General features: G+C 65.7%; 10 protein-coding genes. 5 read left to right on the forward strand and 5 right to left on the reverse strand.

Annotated features, from left to right (window positions below; all coding sequences use genetic code 11):
• The first annotated feature begins 52 nt into the window (after positions 1–52).
• The 3 genes from coaA (at position 53) to GUY30_RS12950 (ending at position 5,026) form a co-directional block, all read left to right on the forward strand.
• Complete coding sequence (gene coaA / locus GUY30_RS12940) at positions 53–1,090, forward strand: type I pantothenate kinase (RefSeq protein WP_167198303.1); 1,038 nt, start codon at positions 53–55, stop codon at positions 1,088–1,090.
• Positions 1,091–1,339: 249 nt separating this feature from the next.
• Positions 1,340–3,202 carry an ABC transporter ATP-binding protein gene (locus tag GUY30_RS12945; protein WP_167198306.1) on the forward strand — a complete coding sequence of 621 codons (1,863 nt, stop codon included), beginning with the start codon at positions 1,340–1,342 and terminating at the stop codon, positions 3,200–3,202.
• Positions 3,203–3,289: 87 nt separating this feature from the next.
• The gene (locus tag GUY30_RS12950) at positions 3,290–5,026 is read left to right on the forward strand and encodes an AfsR/SARP family transcriptional regulator (protein ID WP_167198309.1); all 1,737 of its coding nucleotides are present in this window, start codon (positions 3,290–3,292) and stop codon (positions 5,024–5,026) included.
• Here GUY30_RS12950 and GUY30_RS12955 read toward each other — a convergent pair.
• The 5 genes from GUY30_RS12955 to rplM form a co-directional block, all read right to left on the reverse strand.
• Complete coding sequence (locus GUY30_RS12955; protein WP_208091411.1) at positions 4,959–6,386, reverse strand: FAD-binding oxidoreductase; 1,428 nt, start codon at positions 6,384–6,386, stop codon at positions 4,959–4,961. The genes GUY30_RS12950 and GUY30_RS12955 overlap by 68 nt on opposite strands.
• A gap of 367 nt (positions 6,387–6,753) precedes the next feature.
• Complete coding sequence (locus GUY30_RS12960; protein ID WP_062243420.1) at positions 6,754–7,521, reverse strand: putative endonuclease domain-containing protein; 768 nt, start codon at positions 7,519–7,521, stop codon at positions 6,754–6,756.
• Positions 7,522–7,887: 366 nt separating this feature from the next.
• Complete coding sequence (glmM, locus tag GUY30_RS12965) at positions 7,888–9,240, reverse strand: phosphoglucosamine mutase (protein ID WP_167198312.1); 1,353 nt, start codon at positions 9,238–9,240, stop codon at positions 7,888–7,890.
• 490 nt (positions 9,241–9,730) lie between these two features.
• Positions 9,731–10,240 carry a 30S ribosomal protein S9 gene (gene rpsI, locus GUY30_RS12970; protein WP_025779545.1) on the reverse strand — a complete coding sequence of 170 codons (510 nt, stop codon included), beginning with the start codon at positions 10,238–10,240 and terminating at the stop codon, positions 9,731–9,733.
• A 32-nt stretch (positions 10,241–10,272) separates the two neighbouring features.
• Complete coding sequence (gene rplM, locus GUY30_RS12975) at positions 10,273–10,716, reverse strand: 50S ribosomal protein L13 (protein ID WP_101554123.1); 444 nt, start codon at positions 10,714–10,716, stop codon at positions 10,273–10,275.
• A 269-nt stretch (positions 10,717–10,985) separates the two neighbouring features.
• Between rplM and GUY30_RS12980 the strand changes: the two genes are divergently transcribed.
• Both GUY30_RS12980 and GUY30_RS12985 read left to right on the forward strand, forming a co-directional pair.
• Positions 10,986–13,454 carry a glycosyltransferase family protein gene (locus GUY30_RS12980; RefSeq protein ID WP_167198315.1) on the forward strand — a complete coding sequence of 823 codons (2,469 nt, stop codon included), beginning with the start codon at positions 10,986–10,988 and terminating at the stop codon, positions 13,452–13,454.
• Positions 13,451–15,757, forward strand: a complete 2,307-nt coding sequence (locus tag GUY30_RS12985; protein WP_228281325.1) for a hypothetical protein — start codon at positions 13,451–13,453, stop codon at positions 15,755–15,757. The genes GUY30_RS12980 and GUY30_RS12985 overlap by 4 nt, the downstream gene beginning before the upstream one ends.
• The last annotated feature ends 15 nt before the right edge of the window (positions 15,758–15,772 follow it).

A 15,772-nucleotide genomic window follows, 5' to 3' on the forward strand; every position in this document is an offset into this window, starting at 1 on the left:
CGGTGTCCGACCTGGCGCGGGCGGCGAACATGACGCATGACACAATGGTGGAATGAGCCATGTCGACCCTCAGTTGGACCGTGCACGCAGACTCGCCGGCCTCAATACCGCCCGGCGCAGCGAGCCGGACACGACGTCACCGTTCTGGGAGTTCGACCGGGAAGTGTGGGGCACTCTCGCCCAGGCCACTCCGCTGCCGCTGAAGCAGCGCGATATCGAACGGCTGCGCGGCCTCGGCGATCGGATCAACCTCGATGAGGTCTCCCAGGTCTACCTGCCCCTGTCACGACTGCTCAACCTCTACGTCGCCGCGCGGCGCGCGAAACACGACCTGACCAGGGAATTCTTCTCTCCCCTCCACGATCAGGGGCTGGAACCTCAGGATGCCAAACGCACGCCCTTCGTCATCGGCGTCGCCGGATCGGTGGCCGTGGGCAAATCGACGACGGCGCGTGTGCTGCGTGAGCTGCTCGCCCGCTGGCCCGACACTCCGCGCGTCGAGCTCATCACCACCGACGGATTCCTCTACCCCAATGCCGAACTCGACCGTCGCCGCCTCAACGGGCGGAAGGGATTCCCCGAATCCTACGACCGCCGCAAGCTGCTCAAGTTCATCTCCGCCGTGAAATCCGGAGCGCCCGAGGTCCGCGCGCCCGTGTACTCGCACCACACCTATGACATCGTTCCCGGCGCCGAGGTGGTCGTGCGCTCCCCCGATGTCCTCATCGTCGAAGGACTCAACGTCCTCCAACCCGCCCGTCCCCGTCAGGACGGAACCGTGGGCTTGGCCATCAGCGACTACTTCGACTTCTCCGTCTACGTCGATGCGCGCTCCCGCGATATCCGCCAGTGGTACATCTCCCGGTTCCTCAAACTCAAGCACGGTGCGTTCCAGGACGAGGACTCGTACTTCCACCGCTACTCGCAGCTCGACGATGACGAAGCGATCACCCTGGCCACGGAGATCTGGGACTCGATCAACTTCCCGAACCTGCGCGAGAACGTCCAGCCCAGCCGCGGTCGAGCCGACCTGGTGCTCCACAAGTCCTCCGACCATACGATCCGGAAGGTGCAGCTGCGGAAGCTGTGACGGGGGTCGCCGGGTCGGAGCATCAGGTCTTGGCGGCCGCCTCGGCGAGCTTGTAAGCGGACCTGTGACGGGAGTCGCCGGGCGGTGGGGAAATAGTTTCACCGCTCTGGCGGTTGCACAGTATGCACTGAACTACTCACCGCCGGCAGGCCACCCGCCCACGGCGGCGACCGGATGCGAGCGATCCTCGCACCGTCACGGGATCCCCCGTGCATGCTCGGTCGTTTCGGCAGCAGAAAGGGACCCAGTATGAGCGTGCCATCCGCACATCACCTCATGTACTCCTCGGTCAAGAGCAAGAAGACCCCCGAGACGCGCATCCAACCGGGCATCTACAAGCGGATTGCCGGGTATGCGACCCGGCACAAGCGCAAACTCATCATCTTCCTGCTGCTGTCCGTACTCACCGCGGGCATCGGCGTCCTCAACCCGGTGCTCGCCGGCGACGTCGTCAACGCGATCACCGGCGGCGGGCCCGTGTCCACGGTCGTGTGGCTGGCCGTGGCCATCGGCGGGTTGGCCATCGCCGATGCGGCCATCTCGATCACGAACCGGTACCTGTCCTCACGGATCGGTGAGGGACTCATCTTCGATCTGCGCACGGCCGTCTATGATCACGTCCAGTCGATGCCGATCGCATTCTTCAACCGCACCCGCACCGGCGCCCTGGTCTCCCGGCTGAATACGGACGTCATCGGTGCGCAGCGAGCGTTTTCGAACACCCTGTCCGGCATCGTGTCGAACTTCGTCTCCCTGGCCCTGACCGTCGGCGTCATGGTCACGATCTCCTGGCAGGTGACCGTGCTGTCGATCCTGCTGCTGCCGCTGTTCATCATCCCCACCCGAATGCTCAGCGGGAAGCTCGCATCCCTGCAGTTCGAAGCGGCCAACAATTCCGCAGACATGTCGACCCGCATGACCGAGCGCTTCTCCGCCGCCGGTGCCACCCTGGTCAAACTCTTCGGCAATCCTCGCCAGGAGAACGAGGAGTTCGCCGACCGCGCCGGCCAGGTCCGCGATATCGGGGTCAAGGTTGCGATGCTGCAGTCGACGTTCGTGTCCTCGCTGACTCTGGTCTCCGCCCTGGCGCTGGCTCTCGTCTACGGCGTCGGCGGTGCACAAGCCGTCGTCGGCAACCTCAACGCCGGACAGGTTGTGACCCTGGCACTGCTGCTGACCAGGCTCTACACGCCGCTGACGATGCTCGCCAACGCACGCCTGGACATCCAGAGCGCCGTGGTGTCGTTCCAGCGGGTGTTCGAGATCCTCGATCTCGTGCCCTACTTCAAGGAGCCTTCGCAGCCAAAGGCCCTGCCCACCGGTGGGTTGGATGTGCAGTTCGATCACGTCGACTTCGCCTACCCCAGCGCCTCGCAGGTCAGCCTGGCCAGCCTCGAAGACGTCTCCGTGCTCGACACCCGCGGCGGCGATCAGGTTCTCCACGATCTGAGCTTCACGATCCCCGCCGGGCACACCGTTGCCCTCGTCGGATCCTCGGGTGCGGGAAAGTCGACGATCGCGTCGCTGCTGCCTCGGCTCTACGACGTCACGGACGGCACGATCACCATCGGCGGCGTCGATGTCCGCGATCTGTCGTTCGCCGATCTGCGCGAGGCCGTCGGCGTCGTCACCCAGGACGGTCATGTATTCCACGAGTCGATCCGCGCCAACCTGGCGCTGGTCAATCCCGATGCCACCGAGGAGCAGATGCTCGATGCCATCGACCGGGCACAGTTGAGAAGCGTCATCGATGCGCTTCCCGATGGACTGGACACCGTCGTCGGCGAACGCGGGTACCGTCTCTCCGGAGGCGAGCGTCAGCGCCTGACCATTGCCCGGATGCTGCTGGCGTCTCCGGAGATCGTCGTGCTCGATGAGGCCACCTCGGCGTTGGATTCGACGAATGAGGCCGCGATCCAGCGTGCCCTGGCCCAGGCGATGCACGGGCGGACGGCTCTGGTCATCGCCCACCGTCTGTCGACGATCCGGCAGGCCGACACGATCCTCGTCGTCGAGGCCGGTCGCATCATCGAGAAGGGCACTCACGACGAGCTGGTCAGCCGCGGCGGCCGCTATGCCGAGCTCTACGCCACCCAGTTCGCCTCGAGCTGACGGACTTATTCCCGCTCAGTCAACCTGAAAGTTCGTGAGGTTCGTCGAGGTATTCCACCAGATCTCCCGAGACTCTACGATGGCCGGATGGAATTGCGCGTAATGGGGCGCGTGGAGATTCTCCATGATGGTGTGGCCCACGGGATACAGGGACGCACGCAGCGAGCCCTTCTGTCTCTGTTGGTTCTCCGGCTCCGAACCTGGACGCCGGCATCGCTCATCGTCGAAGCACTCTGGCCGGACGAGTGGTCCGACCGTGTCGCCACTCGCCTGCACGTCCAGATCCACCGTCTGCGCAAACAGCTGGGAAACGGCGTTCTGCTCAGTTCTCCCAATGGCTACAGACTCGATCTGGACCAGCATTCCGTCGATGCGTGGCGCTTCGAGCACAGTGCCCGGACCGCCCTCGCCGAGGATATGCCCGACCATGATCTCGAGACGCTGCGCTGCCTCGAAGCGGCCGCGTCCCAATGGGGCGGCGAGCCGTTTCCCGACGTCGATCTGCCAGGGACGGCGGACTGGCAGTCCGAGCTGCACGACCTGCATACCCGGATTCGGGAGAAGTGTGCCGAGTTCCATTTGGAGTTCGGCGACGGGAGCACGGCACTCAGGCTGCTCACTCGCCTGACGCACGAACACCCGGAGAACGAACACGCTCACGTCCTCAGACTCTCTGCCCTGCAGCAGACCGGGCAGGACACGGAACTGGCCGGAGCATTCGTCGAAGTGCACCGGGCGCTTAAGGAACTGGGGCTCGATCCGAGTCCGGATCTGCTCCATACTCAGCGAGCGCTCGTTCGCAATCGTGAAGAGGAGATCCGGTCCAACCTCGCCGTCGTCGACCCTGCTGGCGATCTCACTCCCAGCACCGAGGATGAGGCGGATCCGACGATGCGCGGATCGGTTCTGCGCCGCGAACTCGCCTATATCCTCATGGCGAAGGGCCGCCACAGCGAAGCACTGTCGCTGTTGGAACGTTTGGAAGTTCTCCATTCCGGGCTGGGACACGAGAACCTGTGTGCGATCCTCCTCCGCGACATGGTGGCCGTCATGTCACTGACAGGAGACCTCCGCCGTGCCCTGCGACTCCTCGGTGAAGCGTCGAGACTCGACCAGCGGACGACGGGAACCGATGCGATGCTCCACATCATCCGTGCCCTCGTCCTCGCCCATATGTCTCGCCTGCGCCGGGCCGAGGACGCTCTGTCGGCTGTCGGTGAACCGACCGGGCCCAAGGCACGCCAGGTCATGTGGTGGCGCACCCGCAGCCAGATCGATCGGCGGACCGGTCGACATCACGACGCAGTCGTCGGAGCGCTCACTGCCTGGAACCTTGCGCGAAGCGATGCCGCCGAGGCCGACGTGGGTCCGATCCTGCTCGATGTCGCCTGCTCGATCCGTGATGACGGCGATGCCGCATGCTTCGATTGGTACCGAACCGCCCTCCGGTTCGCCTACGAGGACATGCGCTTCCCGCTGGCGGCCAGCGCCCATGCGTCGATGGCGAAGGCACAGCTTCTGTGGGGCAGACCGAAGACGGCGATCGTGCATTCGCGAGCCGGCCTCGAACTCGCCCGGTCATCCGGCTGCTGGCTGTTCGCCGGCAAGGCAGCCGCACGCCTCGCCGAGGCGGAAAAGCAGATGGGGAACGCCTCCGCTGCTCTCCGCCACCGGCAGGAGGCGAAGTCCTTCTACCGTCGCATCGACTTCCCCACGCCGTTCCCGGTCGAGAGCGTCCCAGGTATCGGTTCGACGCTCACGGCTGGGCAGGTGGCACGGGATGGTTCGCGGCGAACACGTTCTCCGGATCGTATGCGCTCTTGACCCGGGTCAGTGTCAGCCACTCGCGTTCCCCGAAGTTGTCTCCGACGTCGACGGGCTCCTCGGCGAAGTTGAGATACTGACGTCCGGTGCTCCACGGTGTCATGGCCCGAACCAGGTCGGTCGCGTCCTCCTTGCCCCGAGCTTCGTTCTCCGGGGTGTCGGCGATCGCCGCACCGAAGAGCAGGAAGCTTCCGTCCATCCGGCTGAGTGCTCCGCCGTCGGGGTGCTTCCTGGCCAGGGCACCGCCGAGCTGTCGCAGTTCGGCCGAGAGCAGGGAGTGCTCCGTTCCGGCACCGACCTGGGCGAGGAACGCATCGACGGCCTCGTCCGTCAGCCGTCCCAACAGGGCAGTGTCTCCGGTGACCGGGGTCGGCCCTTCCGGGTCCATGTGGAGCCGGGTGATCGAACTCGGCGGCACCTGGGCGAAGGTGTCGACCCGCGGGGACAAGTCCCGCAGCGGTGCAAGCACCCGTCTCGCGCGCTTCCTGTCGGACAGCACTGCTCCGTCCATGCAGACGACGGGTCGACCTGCCACGGCGTCGGGGATGCCCGGTGTGTCCGGGAGGTTGAGGATGCGCATCGTCGTCGTGATCTCATGCGGCGCGGTCGGAGCCCATTCGGCCCAGGCCCGCAGCACTCGAGCGGCGTCGTCGATGTCCCAGACCATCATTCCCGCGTGCACGGTCTCCAGCGGGTAGAGGGAGAATTCGAAGGCGGTGACGATGCCGAAGTTGCCGCCGCCACCGCGCAGAGCCCAGAACAGCGACTGGTGCTGGGTGTGGTCGGCGCGGATGAGTTCGCCGTCGGCGAGGACGATCTCCACGGCGGTGAGGCTGCTGGTGGCCATGCCCAATCGGCGTGCGTAGAGGAATATTCCCCCACCCAGCAGGTACCCGCCCACGCCGACGTCGGGCGATGATCCGTGCAGGCAGGCCAGTCCGTGACGGCCGGCCGCCTCGGTGACATCGCCCCACAGCGCACCGCCTTGGACTCTCGCCATGGCCATCGAGGGGTTGATCTCGATCCCGTTCATGGCGGAGAGCTTGACCAGGACGGTCGAACAGAGTTCGTGCTGGACGAGCGGGCCGGCGTTGTGGCCGGTGCTCACCGGTGCGATCTGGAACCCGAGCTGGCTGGAGGCTGTGACGACGGCCGACACCTCGGCGGCGGTGGTCGGTTCGGCGACCGCGACGGGACGCAGATCGACGGCGGTGTTCCACAGCATCCGCGCCTCGTCATAGCCCGGGTCGCCAGGCAGGTGGATCACGGTCGAACCCACCATCGCAGCCAGGCGGGTCGCAGAATCGACAGTTTCCTCACGACTGGCATCGCTGAGGACCGTGTGTGATTGCAGAGTCATGGATCTCCGATCGTTGGAAGAGATGAGGTTCTCATCCGACGACAGTCGACTCTGATCCGCCGTCGGATGCCTCGATGCTCCCAACCGACGCTTACATCTCACTTACGTCTGCGCTCTCAACGGGGATTGCATGATACCGATCGGTTGCCGAAGCTGCTCCGGATGCTTTTTCCGCCCGGCCCGCCCCTAGGTCAACGCGAAACGCGAAAGAGTCGTCGCCAGTGACAACTTTTCCGAGCTTCGCGTTGCCTGGCGGAGGCCTGCTGCACATCGACTGCCTGAGCACCATCACTTCCCTCCCCCGCAGCTCTGCTCTCAGGCTCGTCACCACCCCACGGAGGTCCTCAGGTTTCCCGCCTGAGACCGTTCATCCGCTGCGTCGTTTGACGCTGTCCTTGATCCGCAGGAAGAGGTCGCCTCTGAAAAGGTCCCTCCAGGTGATCCTGAAGACCTGAATGCCAAGATTGCGCAGGGAATACTCCCTGCGACGCTCAAGCTCGAAGGCACGTTTCGGGTCGGCACCGTCGAGGTAGTACTTCCCGGCCCCGTCGAATTCAGCGACGACGCGCGCCTTCGGATTGGCGAAGTCGGTCCGCGCGACGAAATCCCCTCTCTCATCTCGAATGACTACCTGCGGCTCGAAACCCGCAATCGAGTATTCGACGAATCGGACTGCAGTGATCGATTCGGCCACGGATTCCCGTCGCGCGTCAGCATTCGCGATGACTGCATCAATGCGACCTTGCCGCGTTCTCACCGGATTGTGAGCACAGTAGTCTGCGAATTCTCGAACCGAGATGAGATTTCTACGAAGCGCTGCGTCCACAGCTGCGACGGAGAACGCCAGTGGGTAGTCACGGGCGACGTCCAGAAGTGTCTGAGGCAAGGTGGTGACTCGAAAGTCATTGACGACCTCAGTGCTTCCCTCGAGCGGCCTCTTCCTGATGTGGACGAATGAACGCCGCACTCCGACCTCCGGATGGACGAACTCTGCGCAAAGAGGTGCACCGTTCTCGAAATACGGGATCGGCAAGCCGTGAATGATCAGGGCGCTGCGGTGAGAGAACGCGGCTCCTTCGGGACAATCATCGACATAGGATCGTACGAGGATGCGCAGATCCTCATCGCGCTTCATAGTCCCTGCCGATTCACACGGCAGAGTCGTCCCCGGCCCTGCACCAACAGCGGCGATGAATCGATGTGTCGGTTCGGCGCAGACCGATGTCACAACGTAGACGCCCCGTCGGACTCTTCTCAGGCAGCAACGCTCAGCTATTCGCAGCTGGTGGGAACTCAATCCGGCCACGCTGAGTTCTGCGGAAGTCAGACACGCGAACATCCCTCAAGCATTCCGGAGCTGGGTGGCCGACCACAACGGTCACTACCGGGCCTGTGGATAACGGCCGACTCAGTTCCACAGGCTCAATCAACGCGAAACGCGAAAAAGTCGTCACTAGTGACGACTTTTTCGCGTTTCGCGTTGATTGAGACCGGAGAGACGTTACAGCGCGAGGTGTTCCTTGACTGACGCGGCCAGGCGCTCGGCCTGGGCGGAGGCGGCATCCTCGGTGGCGGCTTCGACCATGACCCGGATAAGCGGCTCCGTACCCGAGGCGCGCAGCAGCACGCGCCCGGTGTCGGCGAGTTCGGCCTCGACAGCGGCCACCTCGGCGGCGACCTGCGGGTGATCGACGTTGTTCTTGTCCACGCCCTTGACGTTGACGAGCGCCTGCGGCAGCTGCGGGATCTCCGCGGCGAGGTCGGCCAGGGTGCGCTTGGCATCGGCCATCCGCTTCATCAGATGCAGGGCGGTCTGCACTCCGTCGCCGGTGGTGCCGTGATCGAGCATGAGCACGTGTCCGGACTGCTCCCCGCCGAGCGCATACCCGTCGGCCAGCATCCGCTCGAGCACATACCGGTCGCCGACAGCGGTCTGCACGGTCTCAATGCCGTACTTGTCCATCGCCTGCTTCAGACCCAGGTTCGACATGACGGTCGTGACGAGGGTGTTGCCGCGCAGTTCACCGAGCTCCTTGAGCCCGATCGCCAGGATGCCCATGACCTGGTCACCATTGACGACCCGCCCGAGCGAATCCACGGCCAGGCAGCGGTCAGCGTCACCGTCGAAAGCCACGCCCAGATCGGACTGGGTCTCGACGACGAGGCGCTGCAGCGGTCCGAGGTGGGTCGATCCCACACCGTCGTTGATGTTGAAGCCGTCGGGTTCGGCGGCGGAGACGATGACCTCGGCGCCGGCCTGGCGCAGGGCGGCGGGTCCGACGATGGACGCCGCACCGTGAGCGCAGTCGACGACGACCTTGAGTCCCGACAGCGGGCGCACATTGTCGGCGTCGACACAGCGCACCAGGTGTTCGGTGTACTCGTCGGCAGCGGCCGGGTAGCGCGAGATGCGGCCGATGTCCGCGCCGGTCGGACGGTCCCAGTCCTCATCGAAGATCGCGAGGATCTCGTCTTCGACTGCGTCGTCGAGCTTCGTGCCTCCCGCGGCGAAGAACTTGATGCCGTTGTCGGGCATGGGGTTGTGGGAGGCGGAGATCACGACTCCGAAGGCGGCGCCGGTGTCCTTGACGACCTGGGCGATGCCCGGCGTCGGCAGCATGCCCGCGTCGAGGACGTCGACTCCCGTCGAGGCTATTCCGGCGCTCAGCGCGGCGGAGAGGAATTCGCCGGACACGCGCGTATCACGTCCGACCACGGCGAAGGGGCGCTTCTCACCCGTCCAGCCGCGGCTGAGCACGCGTGAACCTGCGACCGAGAGCTGGAGCGCGAGTTTGGCCGAGATATCGCGATTGGCCAGTCCGCGCACTCCATCGGTGCCGAAGAGTCGAGACATAGTGCAAATCCTTTCGTCAATGTCGGAGTCGATCTTAGTCGATCCGCTGTGTGTCGCTCGTGATGTCGGCACCCTCGCCGAGGCGGCCGGCCGCAGCCACGACCGTTGTGATCGCGGCGTCGCGAGTGTCCGTTCAAGGCCGAGCGCGCTTTTCGTGCCGTGCCCAGCTCGAAATATGTGCTTCGCCTTGAACGACGGGAACGAGCGGAAGGTGATCGGTTCGTTCAAGGCGGAGCGCACTTATCGTGCTGTGCACCATGCGATATTCGCGCTCACGCATGAACGACGGACTATGCGCCGAGGCGACACACCCGACCGCAGCCGCGGTCACGCGCAACGCCGGCCACGTCAGTGACCGTGTGAGATGAGTCCGGATATGAGAAATGCGGCCCCGAACCAGGTTCGGGACCGCATTCTCATGTTCATGATGCTGAACTGTCGATGACTGCGACTCAGTGGCAGACCAGCCGCAGTCGGTTCGCCAGCGAGATCAGCGCTTCGAGAACTGAGGTGCCTTACGGGCCTTCTTGAGACCGGCCTTCTTGCGCTCAGGAACGCGAGCATCGCGGCTGAGGTATCCGGCCTTCTTCAGCTCGGCGCGGTTGGACTCCGCGTCGATCTGGTTGAGCGAACGAGCCACGCCCAGGCGGACGGCACCGGCCTGGCCGGAGGGTCCACCGCCGGAGATCCGGACGATGACGTCGAAGCGTCCGCCCAGGTCCAGCAGGGTGAAGGGCTCATTGACGAGCTGCTGGTGCAGCTTGTTCGGGAAGTACTCCTCGAGAGTACGTCCGTTGATGGTCCACTCACCGGTGCCGGGGACGAGGCGCACGCGAGCAATTGCCTGCTTGCGGCGGCCGACTCCGTTGCCGGGAGCGGTCAGGGACTGTCCACGTCCACCGGCGGTGCTTTCGCCCAGGCCAGCGGATGCGGGAGTCTCGGAAGTGTATTCGGTGATCTCTTCTTCGACAGTTTCTGTCGCGTTGGTGGTATCAGCCACGGTTCTCCTCGGGATGTCTAGAGCTCAGGCGCTTACTGCGCGACCTGGCTGAGTTCGTACGGCTGCGGATTCTGAGCGGCGTGCGGGTGCTCGGCACCTGCATAGACCTTCAGCTTCTGCATCTGGGCACGTCCGAGACGAGTCTTCGGGACCATACCGGCGACAGCCTTCTCGACTGCACGCTCGGGGTGGGTGGCGAGGAGCTCGGCGTAGTTCACGCTCTTGAGGCCACCCGGGTAACCGGAGTGACGGTAAGCGCGCTTCTTCTCGAGCTTCGCACCTGTCAGCGCGACCTTGTCGGCGTTGATGATGATGACGAAGTCACCGGTGTCCGTGTTCGGAGTGAACGTGGTCTTGTGCTTGCCGCGCAGGAGGCGTGCCACCTGCGAAGCAAGGCGACCGAGCACCTGGTCAGTGGCGTCAATGACGTGCCACTGGTGCTCAACGTCACCGGGCTTAGCTGTATACGTACGCAAAAGTAGCCTTCTTTTCGTATCTGTGTTCAGTGCAGCGCCGGGTCCTCATCGGGTCGTGAGTCCAATGGGTCTCAAGCGCTGGTTGTCTTCAATCGGGTGAACCTATCGACGCATTCCCCTCACCTACGGGCCTGCAACGCATGAGGCTATGTAAGGGAGTGCGACAAGCACACACAACGACAATCAAATATACATGGCCGCAGGCCCGGGGAGCAAACGCCCAGAGCGGTCTCAGGGCTGCTCGAAACCTGAGCCGATAGTATTGATCTGTGCCGACTCATTCCAGCCTGCTCTTCCGACTTCCCGCATTGAGAATCCTGATGCTGGGTCTGCTGGTCGGGCTCCTGACGGCAGGCCTCGGACTCGGCTCCGCCTCCGCGTCGGCATCAACGGACGGCACGGCACCACGCGATGATTCGGCATCGACCGAAGATTCGGCTGCCAACGTCAGCGCATCCTCCGCGCAGGCCGCGGACACCAGTAGGCCCCCGTCCGGGCAGACGATCGTCTTCGGCATTCCGGGCCTGACCATCGATGATATCGACCCCGAGCGCACTCCGAACCTCTACCGCCTGATCTCCGAGGGCGCGGCCGCGAACCTCAACGTGCGCACGATCGGCGCGGCCACCTGCCCGGCATCGGGTTGGCTGTCCTTCGGCGCGGGCGCCCGTGCGCAGGCCGGACCCTCCCCCATCGCCGAGGATGCCGACCCCGATGACTCGGCCAGATGCCCGACGATGATCGCCCCCACCACGGACGGTTCCGCGGACGCCGAGGACGGGGCCGCCTCGGCGAAGGACGCCGCGGACAGTGATGAAGCTCATGCCGACGAATCCGCTGCGGGAGCGACGACCGCGCGGATCGAGGGCTTCGACGCGGTCACGGAGCCCAACATCGGCTCCGGCTACACCGTCGACTACGGAATGCTCGCGCGCACCGTCGTCGACGCCGGTGAAGCCGTGCCCGCCGGCACCACCGCAACCGATGCGCACTCCCTGCTCGAACCCTGCGTCGCAGCCGAAGGTCCCGGCGCAGCATATGCCGCCGCGGACGAAGACGGGGTGGTGACGAACTTCACGGAGGATGCGACCGCCACGGACTGCCGTCTCGGCGTCGTCGACCTCGGTGCGATCGGCATCCGCTCCTGGCTGTACGACCCGATCCCGAACTACTCCTATACCGTTCCCCCGGATTTCGACCGGGAGACCCGCGTCGCCGAAGCCGACCGCCGCCTCGGCGTGCGTCTGCAGGAAGTGCGGGAGAACGCGAAGGACGGGGCCGCCGATCCGACCATCATCGTCGCGGGCCTCGGCGACAGCTCCGGTCTGCCGCAGCTGCGAGCCTTCATCGCCGCCGGCCCCAGCTTCGAACCCGGGTCCCTGTCCTCGGCGACGACCCGGACTCCGGGGCTGCTGCAGATCACCGATCTGGCACCGGGCATCCTCGACGGCCTCGGCGTCGATTCCCCGCGCGCCGTCGGCTTCGACTCGACTCCCACCGATGACGATCCGCAGCAGCGCATCGACGATCTCGTCGCCGAGGCGCAGAAGTCGACGACGATCCATCAGAATCTCTCGACGTTCTCCATCACCCTCGACGTCATCTTCTACGTCCTCTTCCTCGCGTGCGCGATTCTGCTCAACCGCTCCATCCTCGGTCGCCGAGGCGGTGCCACCCGTGCGCCCCACGTCCACCGATTCCTCGGCTGGGTGTCCTTGGGCGTCGCGTCCCTACCGATGGGAGCGTTCCTCGCCGGGCTCGTCCCCTGGTCACGGACGGCCGAACCCGGGCTCGGTCTGTTCCTCTCGGTCATCGGCACGGCCGCCGCCCTGTTCGTCCTCGCCCTCATCCCGCCCTGGGGTCGGACCTGGCGAGGACGGGTCGGTGCCCTGGCCGGGGCGAACCTGCTCATCCTCGCCACCGATCTCGCCACCGGCTCCCATCTGCAGGCGAACTCGCTCCTCGGCTACAACCCGATCGTCGGCGGCCGCTACTACGGACTCGGCAATCAAGGTGCGGCGATCTTCATCGTCAGCCTCTTCATCTTCTTAGGTGTCGTGGTGTCCTGGCTGCGGGCGCGCGGCCACCGCCGCGCCGTGATCGTCGTGCCGATCGTCATCGGCCTGGCCGCCGTGTTCGTCTCCGGCAACCCGTCCTGGGGTGCGAAGTTCGGCGGCACGATCGCAATCCTCGCCGGTCTCATGGTCCTGCTCGCGCTGCTGTCGAAGATCCGTCTGACCCTGCTGCGCCTCGCGCTCATCGGGGTGGCGTCGCTGGCGATCCTCATCGGCATCGCCTTCCTCGACTGGCTGCGCCCGGCCGGGGCACGCTCGCACTTCGGCACGTTCTTCGACCAGATCGTCACCGGTGAGGCCCTGCAGGTCGTCGGCCGCAAGCTCGGCGCGAACCTCCACATCATCCAGATCAACCCGGCCCTGGCCATCGTCACCCCGCTCGCGGTGATCGCGATCCTCGTCTTCCTCCGCTACCTCCTCCACTTCCCCCGTGTCCACCCCGGCAGCCGCACCGGGCGCCTGGTCAACAAATGGCGAGGACGCCTCCCCCAGCTCTTCACCGACTCCGACCTGCACTTCGGTTTCCTCGCCGCCGCCACCGGGCTCGGCGTCGGGCTCGTGCTCACCGATTCCGGAGTCGCCGTCCCCTCGACCGGAGCCATGGTCCTCCTGCCCTTCCTGCTGGCGCTCAGTGCTGAACACGCCGAGGAGGCTCACCGATGAGAGCCCCCGTGACCTCCCCGGCCACCCGGGTTCTCCTCGGGATCCTGGCCATCGCCCTCTTCGTCCTCGGTCTGCCCCAAGCCGGGCAGGCGGCCCCTGCCGCGGGATCTGTCACGGGCCTGGCTGCGGGGCCGTCGGCACGAGCCGACCTGCAGGCGGAAGCCGAGACGGACGACGCAGCTCCGCCTGCGGGAGACGATGACGACGGGGCCGCCTCGGCGAATCCCGGGGTCGTGTCGATCAACGTCTCCGGCTTCAGCTTCGAGGATCTCGATCCGCGCACCACACCGAATCTGTGGGTGATGATGGAGGGCGGGCAGATCGGGACGATCACGCCGCGCAGCGTGCGCGCGACGAGCTGCCCGGTCGACGGCTGGCTGGGGCTCGGATCCGGACGGCGCGCCGCCGACGAACCCCGCGATCAGTGCCGCGAACCGGCTTCGCCGCTCGACGGCTGGGTCGCCGATTGGGACGTGTACGCGCAGGTGGCCCGCGGTGACAACTACGACGCGTCACTTGGGGCGCTGGCCGAGTCGGTGCCCGATATCCGTGCCTTCGGCAACGGTGCCGCGATCGCCGCCGCCTCCCCCTCCGGCCGCGTCGAGAACTGGTCGCCCGTCGACTCCGACCTCGGCGCGGACGTGGCGAGATCGGCCGCGGACGGTGAGCTCGCCCTCGTCGATCTCGGCAATACCGCCGCCGACGGCTACTCGCTGAAGAAACTCGATGCACAGGTCGGGGACATCCTCGAATCGACCGGGTGGATGAGTGCGGATCGGCCGAACCGCCTCGGCGAGGGTCGCGTTCCCGTGGTGTTCTCCTCGATCGCCGACGGCGCGCATGAGGGATCGTCGATGCAGGCGACGATGATGATCGAGCCGGGCGAGCCGGCGGGACTGCTCACGTCCTCGTCGACACGGCAGCCGGGGCTGGTTCAGGTGCCCGACTTGGCGCCGACGCTTGTGGCTCTGTCCGGGGCCGAGGAGATGGACAATGCGGCCGGGGCCCCGATGACCTCCGGTGCGCATGGTTCCGATTGGCAGGCGCGCTATCAGGCCGTGCTTGACCGGCAGGTGGCGGTGAAGACGCAGAACGATCTGTCGACGTGGTTCTTCCCCGTCGTCGCAGTGCTCATGGTCGGGCTGCTGGCGATGGCGTGGTTCCTGCGGAAGAACCACCGGGAGCTCGTCCATTCCGCGGCCTACCGCCTCGGTGTCGTGTTCGCGGCGATGCCGATCTCGACGTATCTGGTCAATACGGTGCCGTGGGAGCGGGCGACGAACCCGGACATCGCGATGCTCGGTGCGCTGGCGGGGTGGGCGCTGCTGCTCGGAGTACTGGGGCTGCTCGGTCCCTGGCGGCGGCACAGATTCGGGCCGGTGCTCTTCGTGTCCACCGTGACCGTCGCCGTGCTCGCCTACGACGTCGTCACCGGATCCCAGCTGCAGATGTCGACGCTGTTGGGCGAACCGCTGCTCATCGCCTCGCGGTTCTATGGGATCGGGAACTCCGCGCTTGCGCTGTACTGCTGTGCGCTGCTGTTGGCGGTCGCCGGGTTCGCGTCCCTGGTGACCAAGCCGCTGCATCGCGTCCTCATCGTCACTCTTCCCGTGCTCGTCTCCTGCGTCATCCTCGCCGCACCCGGTCTGGGCACGAAATTCGGATCCGTGCCGACCCTCATCATCGGAGTCGCCTACCTCGTGCTGGCCGCGGCGAGCATCCGGTTCTCGCTCAAACGACTCGGGCTGACCGTGGGCATCGCCGGTTTCGTCATGCTCACCGTGCTGTTCCTCGACTGGCTGCGCCCGGCCGATCAGCGCACGCACTTCGGCCGGTTCTTCGATACGATCATCAGCGGTCAGGCGCTCAGCGTGCTGGCCCGCAAGATCGGGATGAACATCGACATCCTCACTCAGTCGTGGATGACTCTGGTGCTGCCGCTCATCATCATCGGCGTGTTCTGGATGGCGCTCGATCCGGCGCGCTTCCGCCTCCACGGACTCCAGGACACCTACCGGCGGATCCCGCTTCTGCGCGCAGCGATGATCAGCCTGGCGATCCTGCTGGGAGTCGGCACCCTCATCAACGACTCGGGCATCGTGGTTCCTGCCGTCGGCATCCTCTTCCTCGTCCCGGTGCTCACTCACCTCGAGACCTTCCGCGCCGGCCTTCCGCCGGTCCCGCCGGCCGCGTCCGCCGGTGGCAGTGCTGGCGGCGGTGCTGACCGAGCTGGCGGCGAAGGTACCGAAGCCGAGGCTGACAGCGAAGCCGCAGACGACTCCGATTCGTCCCCACGCCCCTGACACAGCCGGTATCCG

Source organism: Brevibacterium pigmentatum (assembly GCF_011617465.1).
In the GTDB taxonomy this organism is placed as follows: Bacteria; Actinomycetota; Actinomycetes; order Actinomycetales; family Brevibacteriaceae; genus Brevibacterium; species Brevibacterium pigmentatum.

What these genes read in the sequence shown, in the direction of transcription:
- GUY30_RS12985 (WP_228281325.1), top strand. Translation starts at nt 13,451, where the DNA reads ATGAGAGCCCCCGTGACCTCCCCGGCCACCCGGGTTCTCCTCGGGATC.
- GUY30_RS12945 (WP_167198306.1), top strand. Translation starts at nt 1,340, where the DNA reads ATGAGCGTGCCATCCGCACATCACCTCATGTACTCCTCGGTCAAGAGC.
- glmM (WP_167198312.1), bottom strand. Translation starts at nt 9,240, where the DNA reads ATGTCTCGACTCTTCGGCACCGATGGAGTGCGCGGACTGGCCAATCGC.
- GUY30_RS12955 (WP_208091411.1), bottom strand. Translation starts at nt 6,386, where the DNA reads ATGACTCTGCAATCACACACGGTCCTCAGCGATGCCAGTCGTGAGGAA.
- GUY30_RS12950 (WP_167198309.1), top strand. Translation starts at nt 3,290, where the DNA reads ATGGAATTGCGCGTAATGGGGCGCGTGGAGATTCTCCATGATGGTGTG.
- coaA (WP_167198303.1), top strand. Translation starts at nt 53, where the DNA reads ATGAGCCATGTCGACCCTCAGTTGGACCGTGCACGCAGACTCGCCGGC.
- GUY30_RS12960 (WP_062243420.1), bottom strand. Translation starts at nt 7,521, where the DNA reads ATGAAGCGCGATGAGGATCTGCGCATCCTCGTACGATCCTATGTCGAT.